Origin of the sequence: Streptomyces sp. S.PB5, from assembly GCF_030403745.1 — a bacterium.
GTDB lineage: Bacteria > Actinomycetota > Actinomycetes > Streptomycetales > Streptomycetaceae > Streptomyces.
In genome coordinates this window covers 85936-105577 of the sequence record NZ_JAQMWP010000007.1, presented here as the reverse complement: position 1 = coordinate 105577, position 19642 = coordinate 85936, and the positions used below count along the sequence as shown (strand labels likewise).

Genomic DNA, 19642 nt, shown 5'->3' with positions numbered 1-19642 from the left:
GGAGAGGTGATCGATGCCACAAGAGGAACGGCTTCGTTTCGATGATCGGGGGGTATTCTGAGGTCAAGGTGAACGAAACGGTTTCGTTTAGAAGGAGCCGGCATGACCTCCGTACTCATCGCCAGCGACCAGTCCCTCCAACGGCACGGCCTGCGCATGCTGCTGGCCGGGGAACCCGATCTGACCGTTGCCGGTGAGGCCCGCAGCGGAGCCGAGGCGGTACGGCTGTCGGCCGTACTGCGCCCGGACGTCGTCCTGCTGGACGGCCGCCTCCATGAGACGGAGGGCGCCGGCATCATCCGGCGCATCACCCGCCCCGCCGCCCTCGCCGTCTCGGCGGAACCCGTCGGTCCGGCGCGCGTCCTGGTCCTCACCCCCACCGGCGACGAGGGACCCGCCTACGAAGCCCTGCGCGCCGGAGCCGGCGGTTTCCTCCCGCAGGACGCCACCCCCGACGAACTGGTCGCCGCCATCCGGGTGGTCGCCGCCGGGGACTCCGTCATCACTCCCCATCTGACCCGCGCCCTCATCGACACCGTCCGCCAGTTGCAGCCCGCGCTCACCGCCCCGTCCGGAGTGCGGCCGGCCACCTTCACCGACCGGGAACGCGATGTCCTGGTCGCCGTCGCCTCCGGCTGGTCCAACTCCGAGATCGCCGAGAAGCTCTCCATCGCCCCGACCACGGTGAAGTCCCACGTCAGCCATATCCTCGCCAAGATCGGCGCCCGCGCCCGTGTGCAGGCGGTGACCTTCGCCTACGAGTCCGGGCTGGTGCGCCCCGCGGCCTGAGAGCCCCGTCACGCCGGGAAACCGGCAGGTTTGCCGCGCCGAGAAGTGGTCAGGCGCGTGGGATGCCCCAGCTAGCCATCACAGCAGCCGCTTCCGCACCACCCGTATCGGCAGACTTCCTGCGCGGTGCGCAGGGGGCGGTGTGGTGAGCCAGGCCACGGATCTCGCACCCGGGCGGGACACGGACGCGGCGCTGCGGACCAGCCCCGCCAGGCAGCGGGACGCCTTCTTCGACAACGCCAAGTATCTGGCGATCGTGCTGGTGGCGGTGGGGCACGCGTGGGAACCGCTGCGCGACGGCAGCCGCGCCGTCACCGCGCTCTACATGTTCGTGTACGCCTTCCACATGCCGGCGTTCATCGTCATCGCCGGCTACTTCTCCCGGAGTTTCGACGGCAGCCCGCAGCGGCTCAGGCGGCTGGTGACCGGGGTCGCCGTCCCGTACGTGGTCTTCGAGACGGCGTACACCTTCTACACCCGGTGGACCGACGGAGTGCCGGACCGGCCGGTCAGTCTGCTGGAGCCGCTGTATCTGACCTGGTTCCTGGCCGCGTTGTTCATCTGGCGGCTGACCACCCCCGTGTGGCGGTCCGTGCGGTGGCCGCTGCCCATCGCGCTCGGTGTCGCCATGCTCGCGACGGTGACCCCGTCCATCGGCGAGGACCTCGATCTACAGCGCACGCTGCAGTTCCTGCCGTACTTCGTGCTCGGTCTGTGTCTGCGGCCGGAGCACTTCCGGCTGATCCGCCGCTGGAAGGTGCGGATCGCGGCAGTGCCGGTGTTCGTGGTCGCGCTCGGCCTCGCCTACTGGGCGGTGCCGCGGATCAGCGGTGCCTGGTTCTACCACCGGGACAGCGCCCAGGAACTGGGCGCGCCCGCCTGGTACGGCCCGGTCATGACGCTGGTCGTCTTCTGCTGCTCGACCCTCCTGGCCGCCTGCTTCCTCTCCTGGGTGCCCGGCCGGCGGATGTGGTGCACAGCGCTGGGCGCGGGCACGCTGTACGGCTATCTGCTGCACGGATTCGTCGCGCAGGGCTCCAAGTACTGGGGCTGGTACGACCCGGCCTGGCTGTACGAGCCGGTCGGCGAGGTCGTCGTCACGCTCGCCGCGGCCGTGATCGTCACCGTGTTGTGCACACCGCCCGTGCAGCGGGTGTTCCGGTTCGCCATGGAACCGGACATGCGCTGGGCCTTCCGCGGGGACAGGGGCCGGGAGGGTCTCACGCTGCGCGCCTGAGCGACCTTGCGCGCGCCGGGTCAGCGGGGCGACGTCGTGGCGGGCGGTGAGCTCGGGGGCCGGGAGGTGCCCGCGACCGTCGGAGGCGGGGTGACCTCCGGCAGCCGGGTCTCACCGCCCGACGGGATCGCCGTGATGATCATCACTACGGCGACGGCGGCCGCGGCGATCAGCACCAGCGCCGTGAGCACCCGGGAGCCCGTGTCGCGCCCCGGCCCCTCCACCGGCTCGGGCCGCGCGGCCACCGCGCCAAGGAACGCCACGATCTCGTCCGGCCCCGGCCGCAGCGCCGGGTCCTTGGCGAGCAGCCTGCTCAGCAGGGGCGTCAACGGGCAGTCGGCGCCGGGCAGTTCGGGCTCCTCGTACACCACCGCGAAGAGCGTTGCCGCGACCGTGGGCCGGGCGAACGGGGAGCGGCCGGTCAGGGCCGTGCAGAGGGTGGCGCCGAGCGACCACCAGTCCGCGGCGGGGCCCGGGGCCCGGCCGGTGACGCGCTCCGGGGGCATGTACTCCGGGGAGCCGATCACCCTACCGCCCCTGGTCAGCGCTTGGGCGTCCTGGAGGGCGGCGATGCCGAAGTCGGTCAGTACGACCCGCCGGCCGGGGCCGAGCAGCACATTGCCCGGCTTGACGTCACGGTGCAGCACCCCGGCGGCGTGCACCCGGCGCAGCGCCTCGGCGAGCGCGAGTCCGATGCGGGCCACCTCCCGCACGCGCAGCGGGCCTTGCTCGGTGACGGTCCGCTCCAGCGAGGGCGCCTCGACCAGCTCCATGACGATCCACAGCCGGCCATCCTCCTCGGCCACGTCGTAGACGCGCACCACGCCCGGGTGGTCGATGCGCGCACTCGCCCTGGCCTCGCGCAGAGCCCGCTCCCGGCGGGTCCGCAGGTCCTCGTCGGCGTCCGGCCCGTCGAGCCACAACTCCTTGACCGCGACCGGCCGTTCGAGCATCTCGTCGTGCGCCCGCCACACCCGTCCCATGCCGCCCTGACCGACCCGCTCCCCCAGCCGGTACCGGCCCCCGATGCGCATGGGTGTTCACCTCCCCGCTCCTCCGGTGACAGCACGGACCGCCCGACACCGGTCGGAGCTCAACTGCGCCTACCCCGTCGGCCGCACGGCACCCCCGTTTGCTACGCTCCCCGAGCCTCCCGCGGGGGAAGTCCGGTGAGAGTCCGGCGCTGACCCGCAACGGTGTACGCGAATTCGTCTCGCGTGAGCCCGATCGCCCGTGGGTGGTGCGACCCGTTGACTGCTCGCCGAGGACTGCGAGAGGGGACCGCGCGGCCTTCGGCCGTACGGGCTGTCTCCTTGACCGACGTCCGTCAGGCGGCCCCACGCGAAGGACCGCCCCGACCGTGCGCCGAAGTCCCACGCCCAGCCGCATACCCCTGCCGCCCTTGGTGGCCGGTATGACGCTGCTTCTGCTGGTGTCCCTCGTGGGCGGCGTGGGTCTGGGGGCGGCCGGGATCGGATGGGGGCAGGTCTTCCGGTTCCTGTGGGCCGGGGCGACCGGCGGGACCGTGCACGCCGAGGACGTCGCCGCGTACACCATCGTCTGGGAGATCCGGTTGCCCCGGGTCGTGCTCGGTGCCGTGGTCGGTGCGGGGCTCGCGGCCGTCGGGGTGGCCGTGCAGGCGATGGTCCGCAACGCACTCGCCGACCCGTTCGTGCTCGGCATCTCCTCCGGCGCGGCGGTCGGCGCCAACGCGGTGATCCTGCTGGGCGCGTTCGCGGGGCTCGGCATCTGGGCGCTGTCGGTGTCGGCGTTCGTCTCGGCGCTGGCGGCGATGGTGCTGGTGTATGCCGTGGCCAGGTCCCCGCACGGGCTCACCCCGCTACGGCTGGTCCTCACCGGTACAGCGCTGGCGTACGGCTTCGAGGCGGTCACCACGGTGATGGTGTTCGGCGCGGCGCGCGGCGAGGCGGCGCGGTCGGCCCTGATGTGGCTGCTGGGCAGTCTGGGCGGAGCGACCTGGGCGCAGCTGCCGTTGGTCGCGGTGACGGTGACGGCCGGGTGGGTGTGGCTGCGGTGGCGGGCGGAGTCGCTGAACGCCCTGGCCATGGGCGACGAGACCGCGGCCGCGCTGGGTGTCCGGCCGACGCAGCTGCGCCGGGAGTTGTTCCTGGTGACCGCCGCCGTGACCGGGACCGTGGTCGCGGTCAGCGGGGCGATCGGGTTCGTCGGACTGATGGTGCCGCATGTCGTACGGATGCTGGTCGGCGCGGACCATCGCCGGGTGCTCGCGGTGGCGCCGCCGGCCGGGGCGGTGCTGCTGGTGTGGGCGGACGTGCTGTCCCGGCTGCTGCTGGCGCCCGCCGAACTGCCCGTCGGGGTGATCACCGCCGTGGTGGGTGTGCCCGCGTTTCTGCTGCTGATGCGGCGCGGCGGCTATGCGTTCGGAGGGCGCTGACGATGCGGCTGGACATCGAGGACGTGACGGTCGAGGCCGGCGGGGCGCGGATCGTCGAGGAGGTCCGACTCGCCGTGGGCGCCGGGGCGTTCGTGGGGCTGGTCGGTCCGAACGGGAGCGGCAAGTCGACACTGCTGCGCTGTGTGTACCGCGCGCTGCGGCCGGCCGGAGGCGTCGTGCGGCTCGACGGGGCCGACGTGCACGCGATGCCGGCCCGGGAGACCGCGCGGGTGCTGGCGGCGCTGCCGCAGGAGTCGTCCGCGGAGTTCGACTTCACGGTCGCCGAGGTGGTCGGGATGGGGCGGCTGCCGCACCGGGACCGTACGGCTTCACAGGACCGGGAGTTGTGCGCGCAGGCCATGGCACGCACAGGTGTCGGGCACCTGGCGGACCGCGGCTTCCTCGCCCTGTCCGGCGGCGAGAGACAGCGCGTGCTGATCGCCCGCGCGCTGGCCCAGCAACCCCGGGTGCTCGTCCTCGACGAACCCACCAACCACCTGGACATCGCCCACCAGTTGGACGTGCTGTCACTGGTGCGCGGCAGCGGCGTGACCGTACTCGCGGCGCTGCACGACCTCAACCTGGCGGCCGCGCACTGCGATGTCCTGTACGTGATCGCGGGCGGCCGGGTGGTCGCCTCCGGTCCCCCGCACGACGTGCTCCGACCGGCGCTGCTGGCCGAGGTGTTCGGGGTGCGCGCGCATCCCGTACGGCATCCGGAGACCGGCGCCGTCCAGCTTCTCTTCGACCTTCTCCCCACCGACTGAGGACCCTCATGCGCAAGTTGCTCGCCGCCGCCCTCTGCCTCGCCGCCACCGCCACCGGATGCGGTGCGTCGGTCGAGTCGGCCACGGACGCGAAGTCCACCGCCGTCACCCTCACCAACTGCGGTCGCAAGGTCACCTACGACAAGGTTCCCGAACGGGTCGTCACCAACGACGTCGGGATCACCGAGCTGATGTTCGCGCTCGGCCTGGAGGACCGTATGGCCGGCTTCGCGATGCCCGACGACAAGGGCGATCTGAGCGACGTCCCGTGGAAGGGCGGCTACGACAAGGTCACGTGGCTGTCGAAGGACCAGCTCACCAAGGAGAACGTCCTCGACGCCCGCGGCGACCTCGTCCTCGCCGGCTGGAACTACGGCTTCCGTGAGGACGCGGGCTTCACCCCGGACGCCTTGAAGAAGCTCGGTGTCCCGTCGTACATCCTCACCGAGTCCTGCCGCAACGGCCGTACGAAGACCTCGCGCGGGATCATGCCGCCTCTGGAGGCGCTGTACACCGACCTCACCAACCTGGGGAAGCTCTTCGGCGTCGAGAAGCGCGCGGCCGCCCTGATCGCCGACTTCAAGAAGCAGATATCGACGGTGCATGCCAAGGCCCCCACCACCAGGCCCACGGTCTTCCTCTACGACAGCGGCCAGGACCAGCCCTTCACCTCCGGCCGTTACGCCGCCCCCGACCAGATCATCAGCGAGGCCGGCGGTACCAACGTCATGCACGACGTCCAGGACTCCTGGACGACGGTCGGCTGGGAGAGCGTGGTGGAGCGCGATCCCGACGTCATCGTCATCTGCGACTACGGGGACGTGAGCGCGGAACAGAAGAAGAAGTTCCTCCTCTCCTACGCCCCGCTCCGCAACGTCTCCGCCGTCAGGCACCAGCGGATCTTCACCCTCGACTACGTCGACCTGGTGGAGAGCCCGCGCAATCCTTCGGCGATCGCACGGCTGGGGGCGTATCTGCGGACGGCCGGCTGAGCAGCCCGATCAGCGGGTGGTGTCTCACGGACGCCAGTACAGGGCGGGGTCGGGGTGGTCGTCGAACCCCAGTTGGCGGTAGAGCGGTTCGCCCTCGGCGGAGGCGTGGAGGTCCACGCGGGCGACCTCACGGTCGCGGAACCAGTCGAGGAGCCCTTCCATGATCGCCCGGCTGTGTCCGCGTCGCCGGTGCGCGGGGTCGGTGACGACGCCGAGGACCTGGCCGATCCGGCCGTTGTGGAGATGCGGTCCGGGCAGCCGTTGCTCGATCGTGCCGATGCCGCAGGCGGCCAGGCCACCGCCGTCACCGTCACTGTCACCGTCCACGACGAGGACGCGTACGTCGTCCGCCGTGAGCTGTTCCTTCAGCACCACGGCCAGGGCGTCGAGCCAGCCGTCGTCCGCCGGGGCCGCGGTGAAGAAGTCGCCGCCGAGATGGTCGAAGAGCATGGCCCGCAGCCGTAGGAGCTCGACCAGGTCGTACTCGCCCGCCTGTCGTACGTCGGACCTGAGTGCTGTGCGTTGTCCCATGACCACGACCTTGATGTAATGACCTTATGCATCTCAACCCTTACGGCGAGGATGCCGTGAATCTGGCCGCCGATCTGGCCAACCGGCGTCCGGCGAGCGCCGAGGAGCTCGCCGACCGCTGCCATGCCGCCGGGCTGGCGCTGGAACTCCCGGCGACGCCCGAGGACCTGGAGCGCTCGCTGGCCGTGCTGGACGCGTGGGAGAAGGTCGTCGACGCCACCGACGAGCACGAGCGCGCCGAGCTGGTCAACCGGATGCTGGCCACGGCCACCGCCTACCCGCGGATGACCGACCATGTCGGCAGCGGCTGGCATCTGCACTACCGCGACGACGGCCAGCCGATGGGCGGCATCCTGTCCTCGCTGATCGCCGTCGGCACCGCACTGCATCTGACGGGGCGCGGCATGCACCGCCTCAGGCGCTGCGCCGTGACGGAGTGCACCACGATCTTCGCCGACACCTCCCGCACCGGTAAGCAGCGGTACTGCTCCCCGCGCTGCGCCAACCGCGACGCGGTCCGCCGCCATCGGGCGCGGACCGCGTAGAGCCCCGGCTCGGCGTCGTCGGGTCCGATCCTGCGGTGTACTGCTCCTCCTCGTCGCCCGCGGCACCACCGCCAAGCGGCGGTGACCCAGGTCACAGGCGCCCGTGTCACATCTCCGCGAGTCGTCCCGTCATAGCTGTGTAACCCACTACGACGCACCACGACGACACAGGAGCCCATCATGGAAGCTCGCCTCAACCTCTTCGAGAGCCCCCTCGGCGCCAAGGTCTTCCGCCACGTCAACTCGGCGGGCAAGGCGATCTCCGACTCCACCCTGCCGCACTCGGTGCAGGAACTGGTCAAGCTCCGCGCCAGCCAGATCAACGGCTGTGGTTTCTGCACCGACATGCACACCAAGGACGCGGTGGCCGCCGGGGAGACCCACGAGCGCCTCCACCTGGTCGCGGCCTGGCGGGAGGCCAAGGTCTTCACCGACGCCGAGCGCGCCGCGCTGGAGCTGGCCGAGGAAGGCACCCGGATCGCCGACGCCGCCGGTGGTGTGAGCGACGAGGTCTGGGCGAACGCCGCCAAGCACTACGACGAGGAGCAACTCGCCGCACTGATCGGCATCATCGCCCTGATCAACATGTACAACCGCTTCAACGTCATCGTCCAGCAGCCCGCCGGCGACTACCAGCCGGGCATGTTCGGCTGAGGGACCCCGACGGACGGCCGGTGGCCGCGGTGCCCGAGCGCACCGCGGCCACCGGGCTGCGTCAGGGATCAGTCCTGCACGGGCTTGCCGCGGCCCCAGGCCCAGGCGAGCCGGTCCGCACCGGACTGGTTGGTGGTCGTGAGCCACGGCCTGGCGGCGTCACCCGTCAGCTTCTGGATCGAGTACGTGTCGTCCGTCCGCAGACCCGGCCAGTACACCGAGCCCATCTTCAGCTCGCGGAAGGTGTCCGTCACGGCCTGGATGAAGTTGACGTAGTTGTCGTCCGGGGCCGGCACGTTGTAGTTCAGGCCGGTCGTCATCGGGGCGCCGAACTCGTCCGCGACGGTCCGGTTCGCACAGTCGCCGATGCGCACCTTCAGGTCGGCGACCCACTCGTCGTAGGTGGCGTACGACTTCCAGAAGCCGTAGTGGTGCAGCGACAGATAGGTGCCCTTCAGGCGCGGGTCGGCGCAGACCGTGGTGACGTGGTCGTTGTAGCCGGCGCCGCTGACGAAGACCCGGTTGCGCGGCACCTTCGGGTAGGTGTCGAGCCACTTCGCCGCGATGTCGGCCCACTCGGTGTCGGTGTAGCCGTGCGGCTCGTTCATCGGCTCGAAGTAGACCTTCGAGTTGTTCTTGTACGTCTTCACCACGGTGTCCCACATGGGCCAGTAGGCCGCGGTGTCGTCGATGAAGCCGTCCCGGCGCTCCCCCGTGCCCTCCCAGTAGGACACGATGACCTTGAAGCCCTGCGCGGTCGCCGCGTCGATGACCCCGCGGTACGACTTCCAGTACGAGCCGTTGACGGTGTACGGGTTGATCGGCAGCCGCACGGTGTTGGCGCCGAGGTTGGCGCGGAACGCCGCGATGATCCGGCTCGACCTGGTGTACGTCTCCCGGTAGGAGTCCGAGGTCGACAGGCCGGAGAGCTGGAGCAGGTCGTCGGCGAAGTTGTCGCGCGGGTCGGCCCAGTTGACGCCCTTGAACTGGGTGGTGTCGGTGCCGGCCGCGGCCGAGGCCGGGCTGCCCGCCAGGGTCGTGCCGGTGAGGGCAGCGATCGCGACCGCGGCCAGGCCTGCGCGCAGTCGGGGGGTGAGGCGGGTGCTGACAGGGGTCTTGCGCATCGACGTACCCTTCCAGGACGACTGCATGTTTACGTAAACATGACGGCGCCGGAATCGTGGCATCCACCCAGGGGGCCGTCAAGGTTTCCCACACGTAACATCCGTTGCACCAGGTGAGGATCTGCGGCCGACCGAAGGAGACAGCAATGGTGGAACGCGGTGGCTCCGGTGTGCCCGGCGGGCGCCGCAAACAGCGTGTCTCCATGGCCGACGTCGCCAAGCTGGCGGGCGTCTCGTCGCAGACGGTCTCGCGGGTCTCCAACGGGCACCCCGGCGTGATCGACGCGACCCGGGAGCAGGTGCTCGCGGCGATGCGGGAGCTCGGCTACCGCCCCAACAGCGCGGCCCGCGCCCTGCGTTACGGCCAGTTCAACACCATCGGCGTGATCCTCTTCAGCCTCTCCTCCACGGGCAACAGCCGTACGGTGGAGGCGATCGCCACCCATGCCGCCGCCGAGGGCTACGCGATCACCCTCATCCCCATCGACGTCCCCACGCAGGACAACGTCCTCGGGGCCTTCACGCGCATGGGCGAGCTGGCCGTCGACGCCGTCATCGTCATCATGGAGATCCATCTCCTCGACACCGGCACCGTCCAACTCCCGCCCGGCGTCCATGCCGTGGTCGTCGACTCCGACGCCGGCGACCGCTACACCGTGGTCGACACCGACCAGGCGGACGGCGCCCGGAAGGCCGTACGGCATCTGCTCGACCTGGGGCATCGGACCGTGTGGCATGTGACCGGGCCGCAGACGTCGTTCTCCGGGCAGCGGCGGACCCAGGCCTGGCGTGCGGTGCTCCAGGAGGCTGGACGTCCGGTGCCGCCGCCGGTGCACGGTGACTGGTCGGCCGAGTCCGGCTACGCGGCCGGGCTCGCGCTCGCGCAGGAGCCGGACTGCACCGCGGTGTTCGCGGCCAACGACCAGATGGCGCTGGGCCTGCTCCGGGCCTTCCACGAGCGCGGGGTCCGGGTGCCCGACGACATCAGCGTGGTCGGCTTCGACGACATCCCCGAGGCCGCCTACTTCGTGCCGCCGCTGACCACCGTCCACCAGGACTTCGCCGAGGTGGGGCACCGGTGCGTGCAGAAGGCGCTGCAGCAGATCCGCACTCCTGGCGAGGCCCGCCCTGGCACCGATCTGGTCCCGACCCGGCTGGCGCTCAGGGAGAGCACCGCGCCGCCGCGGAGCTGACTGTCACTCGGCCGTGGGGCGACCACCGGCGCTCACGCGTGGGGGCCCGGCTCCGAGCCGCCGGGCCCCCACGGGGTCAGGCGGTGTGCAGTGTCAGGCCGTACCGGTTGAGGATCTCGTTGACCGGCTGGAACCAGGTCTCGCCCCCGCTGCTACAGTTGCCCCAGCCGCCGGAGGTGACGCCCTGTGCCTGGTCGCCGCTGATGAACGAGCCGCCGGAGTCGCCGGGTTCGGCGCAGACGCTGGTCTTGGTCATCTGGTGCACGGCGCCCTGGCTGTAGTTGACGGTCTCGTTCATCGCGAGGACCGTGCCGCAGTGCCAGTGGGTGGTCGAGCCCGAGCGACAGATCGAGGAGCCGACGGGGGCCACGTTCGAGCCCCGCACCAGCTGGTCGGAGACGGTGCCCCAGCCGAGCACGACCGGTACGGTCCACCAGCCGCTGCCCACGTTGACCCAGGCGTAGTCGTTGTCCGGGAACGACGAGCCCTGGAAGTTGCCGACATAGCTGCGGTCCCAGCCGTAGACGGCGCCGGCGCGCTGGTCGCAGTGCCCGGCGGTGATGAACCCGCCGTACACCGAGAAGCCTATGGAGCAGCGGGCGTTGCCGGTGTAGTAGGGGTCGCCGCCGACGGTCCCGGCGGCGAAGGTCTGCGGTGCGGCGGAGACGTGCCGGACGGTGACGGGGCCTGCCTGGCGGGCCCGGGCCACGAACCGACGGACATCGTTGTCGGCTCGTTCGCTCGCGACGACATCGACGACGACCGTGCTCTTTTGGGGGTCCACGTGCCAGCTGCTGACGCCGGCCGGTGCGGAGAGTTCGTCCAGCCGGGCCTGGGTGGCGGCCAGTTGGCGTGCGCTGTGCGTGACGGTGCGGACGGCGGCGCCCGTGGCCCGGACGTCCCGGAGGGTCTTCGAGGTGGCGGCGGGGGTGAGACCGACGGTCAGTTCGCCGGTGGTGGCGTCGAACCAGGTGCCGCCCAGGGAACTCCCCGCGGCCCGGCGGGCCTTGGGCTCCAGGGCGGTGGCCCGCTGTTCGGCGGCGAGCCGTGCCTCGGCCTCGGTCTTCGAGAGGCCGAGGTCGCGCTGCATGGCGGTGAGGAGTCCGGCGGAGGCAGGGGCCTCGGAGGCAGGGGTCTCGGAGTCGGAGGCGGAGGCGGGGCTGGTGCTCGCGGTGAGACCGGCGCCGAGTGTGAGCAGTGCGGCCAGGGCGGCATGCGTGAATCTGGTGCGTCTCATGGAGGTTGTCCTTCGTCGTTCCATCGGAGTGGGGGTGGAACAGCAGGAACAGCTGAGTGGTGAGAGCGCTCTCAGTGGTGTGGCGCGGCAGATCCTAGCGGCTGACCTTGAACAGGTCCATACCAATAAGTCGCCATTCCCGAATGCCGCCGCCGCTCAACTGGCCGGGTATCGGCCACGGTTGGCGGTCGGCGACGTACGCTGCTGCAAGATCCGCCGCGGTGCGGACTCCCCCTGACAGGAGGCCCGATGGGTGCGGCGGAGACGGTCATGGTGCGGCCGGTGGCGGAGCTGCTCGCGGAGAACGCCGCGCGACACGGCGACAAGCTCGCCTTCGCCGACGACCGGCGCGGTGTGAGCTGGGCCGAACTGGACCGTCGTACCGCCCGTCTGGCGGCCGGGTTCGGGGTGGAGCGCGGCACCCGGGTGGCGTTCTGCCTCGACAACGGCGTGGAGCTGGTCGAGGGACTGCTGGCCACCGTCCGTGCGGCGGCGGTCGGTGTGCCGCTGCCCCCGCGCGCCACGCACGCCGAGCTCGCGCAGCTGCTGGCCGACTGCGACCCGGCCGTGGTGGTCACCGATCAGCGGCGGCTGCCCCGGATCGCCGGGATGGTCGCGGGGCGGCCGGTGCGGCTCGTGGTGATCGGCGAGGGTGAAGTGCCGCAGGACGTCCGGCACTTCGAGGACCTCGTGCTCGACGGCCGGGCGACTCCCCGGGACGACCTCGGGCTGGACGAGCCGGCCTGGCTGCTCTACACCTCCGGCACCTCCGGGACGCCCACCGCCGCCGTGTCCAGCCAGCGCTCCGCGCTCTGGTCCTCGTTCGCCTGCTATCTGCCGCGGCTGGGGCTCACGGACACCGATCGCGTGCTCTGGCCGCTGCCCCTGGCCCACACCTACGCCCACTCCCTGTGTGTGCTCGGCACGACCGTGGCCGGGGCGAGCGCCCGGATCACCTCCGCCCCGGACCCGGCCCGACTGGTCCGGCTGCTCGGCGAGTTCGAGCCGACGGTGCTGGGCGGTGTACCGCTCACCTTCCGCCAGCTGCTCGACAGCGGCCTCGGCGCGGTCCCCTCGCTGCGGGTGTGCGTCACCGCGGGGGCACCGAGCGACGCGGAGCTGCGGCAGGAGGTCGAGCGGCGGTTCGGGGCGCCGCTCCTGGACGGGTACGGCTCCACCGAGACCTGCGGCAAGATCGCCATGGAGTCGCTGAGCGGGCCCCGGGTGCCGGGCGGCAGCGGAACTCCTCTGCCCGGCATGGAGGTTCGGCTGGTCGCTCCCGACAGCGGCCTGGACGTGGCCGCGGCCGGGAGCGGACGGAATGCGGTGCCCGGCGAGGGTGAGATCTGGGTGCGCGGGCCCGGTGTCATGCTCGGCTACCACAACCGGCCCGAGGCCGGCGCCGATGCCGTGCGCGACGGCTGGTACCGCACGGGCGACCTGGGCCGGCTCGGCACCGACGGCTGTCTGACCGTCACCGGACGGCTGGGCGACCGGATCGTGCGCGGCGGTGAGAACGTCGACCCGGCCGAGGTCGAGCGGGTGCTGCGCGCTCTGCCCGGGGTGCTGGACGCCGCCGTGGTGGCCCGGCCCCATCCGCTGCTCGGCGAGGTCCCGGTGGCGTTCGTGGTCCCGGCGGAGCAGTCGCTGGACCCGGCCGGGCTGCTGCGGGGGTGCGCCGCGGTGCTGTCGGCGCACAAGGTGCCCGAGGAGGTCCTGTTCACCCCGGCCGTCCCGCGCACGGCGGCGGGCAAGCCGCGGCGTGCGGTGCTGCGCGAGACGCTGGCCGAGCGGCCGCCGGCCCCGGACCTGGCACGGCTGGCCGCACTGACGGCCGGTGAACGCCGTTCCGCACTCACGGAGTTGGTGTGCGCCCAGGCCGAGGCGATCCGGGGTGCGGCGGCCGACCCGGGCACCGCGTTCGCCGATCTCGGGCTGACCTCGCTGGACGCCATGACGCTGTGGCACCGCCTCAGCGTCCGCACCGGGCTGCGGCTTCCGGCGACCCTGGTCTGGGACCACCCGAACCCGGCGGCGGTCGCCGCCTACCTGGACGCCCGGATGAGCGGCGACGCACCGGCTCCCGCGGCTCCCGCCACCACCGCTCCGCGCCGCGGCCCCGACCCCGACCCGGTGGCGATCGTGGCCGTCGGCTGCCGTTACCCGGGCGGGGTGAGCGCCCCCGAGGACCTGTGGCGGCTGGTCCGTGACGGCGTGGACGCAACCGGCGACTTCCCCGCCGACCGAGGCTGGGACCTCGACGCCCTCCATGACCCGGATCCCGACCGGCTCGGCACCACGTACACCCGCCGTGGCGGATTCCTGGACGGCGCGGCCGACTTCGACCCGCTCTTCTTCGGCATCTCCCCGCGCGAGGCACTGGCCACGGACCCGCAGCACCGGCTGCTCCTGGAGGTCGCCTGGGAGACGCTGGAGCGCGCCGGGATCCCCGCGCCGTCGCTGCGCGGCTCCAGCACCGGGGTGTACGTCGGTCTGATGCACGCCGGTTACGGCACCGGGCTGTCACCGCACGAGCTGGAGTCGCACATCGGCATCGGCTCGGCGGGCAGTCTGGCCTCGGGCCGGATCTCGTACGTCCTGGGGCTGCGCGGCCCCACCATCACCCTGGACACGGCGTGTTCGTCGTCGCTGGTCGCGATGGACCTGGCGGCGAGGGCGCTGCGGGCGGGCGAGTGCACGCTCGCGCTGGCCGGCGGGGTGACGGTGCTGTCGAGTCCGCAGCCGTTCATCGCGTTCAGCCGTCAGCGGGGCCTGTCGGCCGACGGCCGCTGCCGGTCGTTCGCGGAGGGCGCCGAGGGCACCGCATGGGCCGAGGGCGTCGGCCTGGTGCTGCTGGAGAAGCTGTCGGACGCCCGGCGGGGCGGCCACCCGGTCCTCGCCGTGCTGCGCGGGTCCGCGGTGAACTCCGACGGCGCCTCCAACGGCCTGACCGCCCCCAACGGCGAGGCCCAGCGCGAGCTCATCCGGCTGACGCTGGCCGACGCGGGCCTGGGCCCGGCCGACGTCGACGTGATCGAGGGGCACGGCACGGGCACCGCGCTCGGCGACCCCATCGAGGCGGGCGCGGTCCTCGCCACCTACGGTCAGGACCGCGACCCGGCCGACCCGGTGTGGCTCGGCTCGGTCAAGTCGAACCTCGGGCACTCGCAGGCCGCGGCGGGCGTGGCGGGCGTCATCAAGATGATCGAGGCCATGCGCCACGGCGAACTGCCCCGCTCGCTCCACGCCGAGCGGCCGTCGCCGCACGTCGACTGGTCGGCGGGGGCGGTACGGCTGCTCGACCGGGCACGTCCGTGGCCTGAGCGCGACCGGCCGCGCCGGGCTGCCGTGTCGTCCTTCGGAATCGGCGGCACCAACGCGCATGTGATCATCGAGGAGCCGTCGGAGGCGGACGGCACGGCCGGGACGGGGTCCTGGAGCCAGGGACCCGCGCGTCAACTGCCCGCGCCTTCCTGGCTGGTGAGCGGCAGCGACGAGGCGGGACTCCGGGCGCACGCCGCGAAGCTCGCGGCGGCACTGGCGGACGCGACCGACGAAGCCGCGCCGGACATCGCGTACTCACTGGCGACGACCAGGACCGCGTTGCCGCGCCGCGCTTGTGTGACGGGTGCCGACGTCTCCGAACTGCTCGACGGCCTGCGGCAGTTGGCGCGGGGCGAGGAGAGTCCGGCACTGCTGAGGAACACCGTGCGCGGCAGGCCCGGGCTGGCGCTGCTCTGCGCGGGACAGGGCACCCAGCGGATCGGGATGGGCCGTGAACTCGCAGCGGCCTTCCCGGTGTTCGACTCCGCCTTCTCCGAAGTGTGCGAGTGGTTCCGGCCGTTGCTGGACCGGCCGCTGCGGGAGGTCATCGACGACGCCGACAGCGGCCTGCTGCACCGCACGGACTACGCCCAGCCCGCGCTGTTCGCCTTCGAGGTCGCCGTGCACACGCTGCTCGCGCAGTGGGGCGTGCGGCCAGACTATCTGGTGGGCCACTCGGTCGGCGAGCTGACGGCCGCGTATCTCGCGGGTGTGTTCTCGCTCGGCGACGCGGTCCGGCTGGTGGCCGCGCGGGGCCGGCTGATGGCCGCGCTGCCCGCCGGCGGTGCGATGGTCGCGGTGCGGGCGCCGGAGGCGGAGGTCGCGCGGCGGCTGGGCGGGACGGCGGGGCGGGTCGCGATCGCCGCGGTCAACGGCCCGGCGTCGGTCGTGCTGTCCGGCGACGAAGCCGCGGTGACCGCGCTGGCCGGTTCGTTCGGCGGCCGGAGCACCGCACTGCGGGTGAGCCATGCCTTCCACTCCCCGCTGCTCGACCCGATGCTCGACGAGTTCCGTGCGGTCGCCGAGACCGTGACCTACCGCCCGCCGTCCGTGCCGGTGGTGTCCACGGTGACCGGCCGCCCCGAGCCCGACGCGCTCGCCACCGCCGGCTACTGGGTACGGCAGGCCCGCGAGACCGTCCGCTTCGCCGACGCGGTGGACTGGCTGGCGGAGGCGGGCGTCACGGCGTTCGTCGAGGCCGGTCCCGCCGCCGCGCTCAGTGTGGCGGCGGAGGACTGCGTCGCGCCGGACGCGGGAGCGGTGTTCGCGCCGTTCACCGACGCGCGCGCAGCGCTCGCCGGGCTCGCCGCGCTCCATGTGCACGGCGTCACGGTCGACTGGCCGTCCGTCTACGCCGACAGCGGTGCCCGTCGTCATCCGCTGCCGACGTACCCGTTCCAGCGGCAGCGGTACTGGCTGAACGCGGTACGGCACTCCGCGCCGACCCGCCATCCCCTGCTGGGCGAGCCGCAGCCGGACGCCGACGGCCCCGGCGTACGGCACCGGGGGGTGCTGTCCGTCGTACGGCAGTCCTGGCTCGCCGACCATGCGATCGACGGGCGGGTCCTGGTGCCCGCGACGGCGTTCGCCGAGCTGGTCTGCCATGCGGCCGGGACCTCCGGTCCGGTCCGGCTGACCGAGCTGTCCTTCCGGGAGCCGCTGGAGCTGCCGGAGTCGGAGCAGGTGAGCGTGCAGGTCGTCACCGGTGGTCCGGACGAGGCGGGGAACCGGCCGGTCACCGTCTTCTCCCGGTCCGGCGAGGCGTGGACGCGGCACGCCACCGCGATCGTCGCGCCCGTCGGCGCGGCGCCCGTCGTGCCGTTCCGGGTGTGGCCGCCGGCCGGTGCCGAGCAGCTGCCGGTCGACTACGAGCGGCTCGCCGAGCACGGCCATCACTACGGGCCGGCGTTCCGCGCTGTCACCCGGCTGTGGCGCAAGGGGACGTCGCTGTTCGCCGAACTGGCCCTGCCGCCGCGGGAAGCGGCGACCGCCGGTTCGTACACCCTGCATCCCGCGCTGCTCGACGCGGCCCTGCACGCCGCGCTGCTCGCCGAGGGCCCGGGCGAGGCGCGGGTCCCGCTCACCTGCGCCGGGCTGACGGTCCACGCCACCGGCGCGGTCATCGCACGCGCCCACCTGGAGCGCCTGGGCCCGGACGAGCTGCGGGTCACCCTCACCGACCCCGCCGGGCAGCCGATCGCCGCCGTCGAGTCGTTGGTCACGCGGGTGCTGCCCGGCGGGCGGCCCGGTGCCCGCGCCGAGTTGTACGGCCTGGCGTGGCGGCCCTCGGCCCCCGGCGGTGCGGGCGACACCCGGCACGAGCTGCTCGACCTGGCGACCCTGGTCGGGAAGACCGACGAGCCGGGCACGGCGAGCCCGGACGGGGAAGCCGTCACCCTTGCCACGGACCTGGACACCGCCCCGGCCGGCCGGACCGGCCTCGCCGAGGACACCGACCCGCCCGCCCGGGTACGAACCCTCCTCGCCGCCACCCTCACCGCCCTGCAGGACTGGATCGCCGGTGCGCGCCCGGGCCGTCTCCTGGTGCTCACCCACAACGCCACCGGCGACGACCCCGACCCGGCCGAGGCCGCGGTCGCCGGGCTCGTCCGCAGCGCCCAGTCCGAGCACCCCGGACGGATCGTGCTGGTGGACCGGCGTGGCGGCACCGCCTCCCCGGCGGACCTCGACGCGGCCCTGCGCACCGGCGAACCTCAGGTCGCCCTCCGGGACGGCGTCGTCCTCGCGCCGCGGCTGAGCGCGGTGGAGCCCGGGACAGCGGCGCCCGCCCTCGATCCGGAGGGGACCGTCCTGATCACCGGCGGCACCGGAGCGCTCGCCGCCAGCCTCGCCCGGTATCTCGTGGCCGAACACGGCGTCCGGCACCTGGTCGTGGCGAGTCGGGGTGGCCGTTCTCCCGAGTGGGCCGCCGGACTCGACGCGCAGGTGCGGGCGGTGGCCTGTGAGGTGAGCGACCGCGCGGCCGTCGACGCGCTCGTCGCGTCCTGCCGGCCCGCACCGACCGCGGTGTTCCATCTCGCCGGAGTCGTCGACGACGGAGTCGTGGACGGCCTGACTCCCGAGCGGCTCGCGACCGTGCTCGCGCCGAAGGCGGACGGTGCCTGGCATCTGCACGAGGCCACCAAGGAGCTCGGGCTGTCGGCGTTCGTGCTCTACTCCTCGGCCGCGGGTGTGCTGGGCCGCCCCGGGCAGGCCAACTACGCGGCCGCCAACGGGTTCCTGGACGCGCTCGCCCGGCATCGCATCGCCCACGGGCTGCCCGCGCAGTCCCTGGCGTGGGGCCCCTGGACGACCGCCGACGACACCGGCATGGCGGCCCAGGTCCCCGCGCACCGGCTCGGCGACGGCGGGATCCTGGCGGTCGGCGAGGAGGAGGGCGTCGCACTGCTCGACCGGGCGCTGCGGACCCCGGAGCCGGTGCTCGTGCCGCTCCCGCTGAACCTGAAGGCCCTCGGCGGACCGGTCACCCCGCCGGTCCTGAGGGATCTGGTGCCGAAGCGTCCGGCCGTGGCACCGGCCGCAGCCGCCGCGACCGCCGCCCCGCAGGCACCCGGCGCCTGGCGTGAGCGGCTCGCCACCGTTCCGGTGCCCGGGCGGGAGGCCGTGCTGGTCGAGCTGATCCGCGCCGAACTGGCCCTGCTGCTGGGCTTCGAGGACGTGTCGGCGCTCCCCGAGGACCGCGAGTTCGGGGAGCTCGGCTTCGACTCGCTGATGGCGGTGCAGCTCCGCAACCGGCTCAGCGCGTTCACGCGCGTGCGGCTGGCGTCCACCGTCGTGTACGACCATCCGACGCTACCCGCGCTGGCCGCGCACGTCCATGAGGTGCTGCGCGGTGTGCTGCCGGGCACCGAGGCCGAGGGCGCCCCCGTGGCCGACGCGGACGAGCCGTCCTCGTACGGCTTCGGGACGCTCTACCACCGGGTGCTGCGCGAACGCGGCCCGGTGGAGGCGATGGGGCTGCGCTACCTCGCGTCCCACGCCCTCGCGTCCTTCTCCCTGTCCGAGCGCACCCGGTACACCGTCGCCCCGGTCCGGCTGGCGCGGGGCCGGGGGACGCCGCTGGTGTACATCCCGGACTACCTCACGCCGTACCACCGCACCCCGGCCGGACTCGCCAAGCAGTTCGACGGCGAGCGGGACCTGTTCCTCCTTGAGCACCCCGGGCTCGGCGAGCGGAAGGCCGTACCTCAGAGCGCGGCGGCGGTCGTGCGGACGCATGCCGACACCGTGTGCGCGCTGTCGCCGGACGCGCCGGTCGTGCTCGTCGGATTCTGCGCCGGGGGTGCGATCGCGCAGGCCGTGGCGCATGAGCTCGCGGCGGCCGGGCGGGCTCCGGCGGGGTTGATCCTGCTCGACGCGCACAGGGGCGTGCTGCGCCGGGACGACGAGCGGGCGCTGGCGCTGATGGCCGCCGGGGCGGAGTTGCCGGACGAGGTCGTCGCCGAGTTCGAGGACTCGCTGCTGATCGCGGGCGGGGGGTACGCGCGCGTGCTGGAGAACTGGGAGCCGGAGCCGTCGCCGGTCCCGACCCTGCTCGTGCGCGGCCGGCCGACCGCGCAGATGCTGCGCAACGATCCGGACGGGGACTGGCGCCCGGACTGGCCGCTCGCGCACGGCACCGCCGAGACCGTCGACGTCCCCGGTGACCACTACACGCTCGTCCACCACGACGCCGACACCACCGCCGCGGCGATGCGCGCCTGGCTGACGGCATGAGCCGCCTGCACCGCACCGCTCAGGACCACACCGCGGAAGACCCCACCACGCAAGACCGCACCACGTAAGACCGCATCACGCAAGACCGCACCGCAG

The 19642-nt window shown here is 72.9% G+C and carries 13 protein-coding genes, 1 pseudogene and 1 riboswitch; of the genes and pseudogenes, 9 read left to right on the top strand and 5 right to left on the bottom strand.

The features are described 5' to 3' along the window. The first annotated feature begins 102 nt into the window (after nt 1–102). Together PH203_RS19435 and PH203_RS19430 are read left to right on the top strand one after the other, a co-directional pair. Nucleotides 103–789, top strand: coding sequence for a response regulator transcription factor (locus tag PH203_RS19435; protein ID WP_289921416.1), 687 nt, complete (start codon nt 103–105; stop codon nt 787–789). 193 nt (nt 790–982) lie between these two features. After that, nucleotides 983–2026: an acyltransferase family protein gene (locus tag PH203_RS19430; RefSeq protein ID WP_289921878.1), complete on the top strand. Its 1044-nt coding sequence runs from the start codon at nt 983–985 to the stop codon at nt 2024–2026. A gap of 20 nt (nt 2027–2046) precedes the next feature. Here PH203_RS19430 and PH203_RS19425 read toward each other — a convergent pair whose 3' ends face one another. After that, nucleotides 2047–3060, bottom strand: a complete 1014-nt coding sequence (locus PH203_RS19425) for a serine/threonine-protein kinase (RefSeq protein WP_354671252.1) — start codon at nt 3058–3060, stop codon at nt 2047–2049. Nucleotides 3061–3184: 124 nt separating this feature from the next. Then, a riboswitch (cobalamin riboswitch) is annotated at nt 3185–3259 on the top strand. Between the two features lie 181 nt (nt 3260–3440). Here PH203_RS19425 and PH203_RS19420 point away from each other — a divergent pair. The 3 genes from PH203_RS19420 to PH203_RS19410 are packed head-to-tail and all read left to right on the top strand — an operon-like array spanning nt 3441 to nt 6201. Beyond that, nucleotides 3441–4442: an iron ABC transporter permease gene (locus PH203_RS19420; RefSeq protein WP_289921415.1), complete on the top strand. Its 1002-nt coding sequence runs from the start codon at nt 3441–3443 to the stop codon at nt 4440–4442. 2 nt (nt 4443–4444) lie between these two features. Then, nucleotides 4445–5209 (top strand): ABC transporter ATP-binding protein, encoded by a 765-nt coding sequence (locus PH203_RS19415; RefSeq protein WP_289921414.1) that lies wholly within the window; start codon nt 4445–4447, stop codon nt 5207–5209. An 8-nt stretch (nt 5210–5217) separates the two neighbouring features. Continuing rightward, nucleotides 5218–6201 (top strand): ABC transporter substrate-binding protein, encoded by a 984-nt coding sequence (locus tag PH203_RS19410; protein WP_289921413.1) that lies wholly within the window; start codon nt 5218–5220, stop codon nt 6199–6201. A gap of 24 nt (nt 6202–6225) precedes the next feature. Here the strand turns inward: PH203_RS19410 and PH203_RS19405 are convergent, their stop codons facing one another. Next, nucleotides 6226–6732 (bottom strand): GNAT family N-acetyltransferase, encoded by a 507-nt coding sequence (locus PH203_RS19405; protein ID WP_289921412.1) that lies wholly within the window; start codon nt 6730–6732, stop codon nt 6226–6228. A 26-nt stretch (nt 6733–6758) separates the two neighbouring features. Here PH203_RS19405 and PH203_RS19400 point away from each other — a divergent pair, with 26 nt between their 5' ends. After that, the gene (locus PH203_RS19400; RefSeq protein ID WP_289921411.1) at nt 6759–7277 is read left to right on the top strand and encodes a CGNR zinc finger domain-containing protein; all 519 of its coding nucleotides are present in this window, start codon (nt 6759–6761) and stop codon (nt 7275–7277) included. A gap of 180 nt (nt 7278–7457) precedes the next feature. Next, nucleotides 7458–7931, top strand: a complete 474-nt coding sequence (locus PH203_RS19395; protein WP_289921409.1) for a carboxymuconolactone decarboxylase family protein — start codon at nt 7458–7460, stop codon at nt 7929–7931. Nucleotides 7932–7999: 68 nt separating this feature from the next. Here PH203_RS19395 and PH203_RS19390 read toward each other — a convergent pair whose 3' ends face one another. Then, nucleotides 8000–9055: a cellulase family glycosylhydrolase gene (locus tag PH203_RS19390; RefSeq protein ID WP_289921408.1), complete on the bottom strand. Its 1056-nt coding sequence runs from the start codon at nt 9053–9055 to the stop codon at nt 8000–8002. Between the two features lie 146 nt (nt 9056–9201). Here PH203_RS19390 and PH203_RS19385 point away from each other — a divergent pair, with 146 nt between their 5' ends. Continuing rightward, entirely contained in the window at nt 9202–10248 is a 1047-nt protein-coding gene (locus PH203_RS19385; RefSeq protein WP_289921407.1) for a LacI family DNA-binding transcriptional regulator, read from the top strand. Between the two features lie 76 nt (nt 10249–10324). Here PH203_RS19385 and PH203_RS19380 read toward each other — a convergent pair whose 3' ends face one another. Beyond that, nucleotides 10325–11485 (bottom strand): S1 family peptidase, encoded by a 1161-nt coding sequence (locus tag PH203_RS19380; protein WP_289921406.1) that lies wholly within the window; start codon nt 11483–11485, stop codon nt 10325–10327. 249 nt (nt 11486–11734) lie between these two features. Here PH203_RS19380 and PH203_RS19375 point away from each other — a divergent pair, with 249 nt between their 5' ends. Further along, nucleotides 11735–19546, top strand: coding sequence for a type I polyketide synthase (locus PH203_RS19375; RefSeq protein ID WP_289921404.1), 7812 nt, complete (start codon nt 11735–11737; stop codon nt 19544–19546). On the opposite strand, the pseudogene PH203_RS49680 reads toward PH203_RS19375, so the two are convergent. Further along, nucleotides 19480–19641 (bottom strand): annotated as a pseudogene (locus PH203_RS49680) (pentapeptide repeat-containing protein); the annotation flags it as partial. The gene PH203_RS19375 and the pseudogene PH203_RS49680 sit on opposite strands and share 67 nt — an antisense overlap. Nucleotide 19642 lies beyond the last annotated feature (1 nt).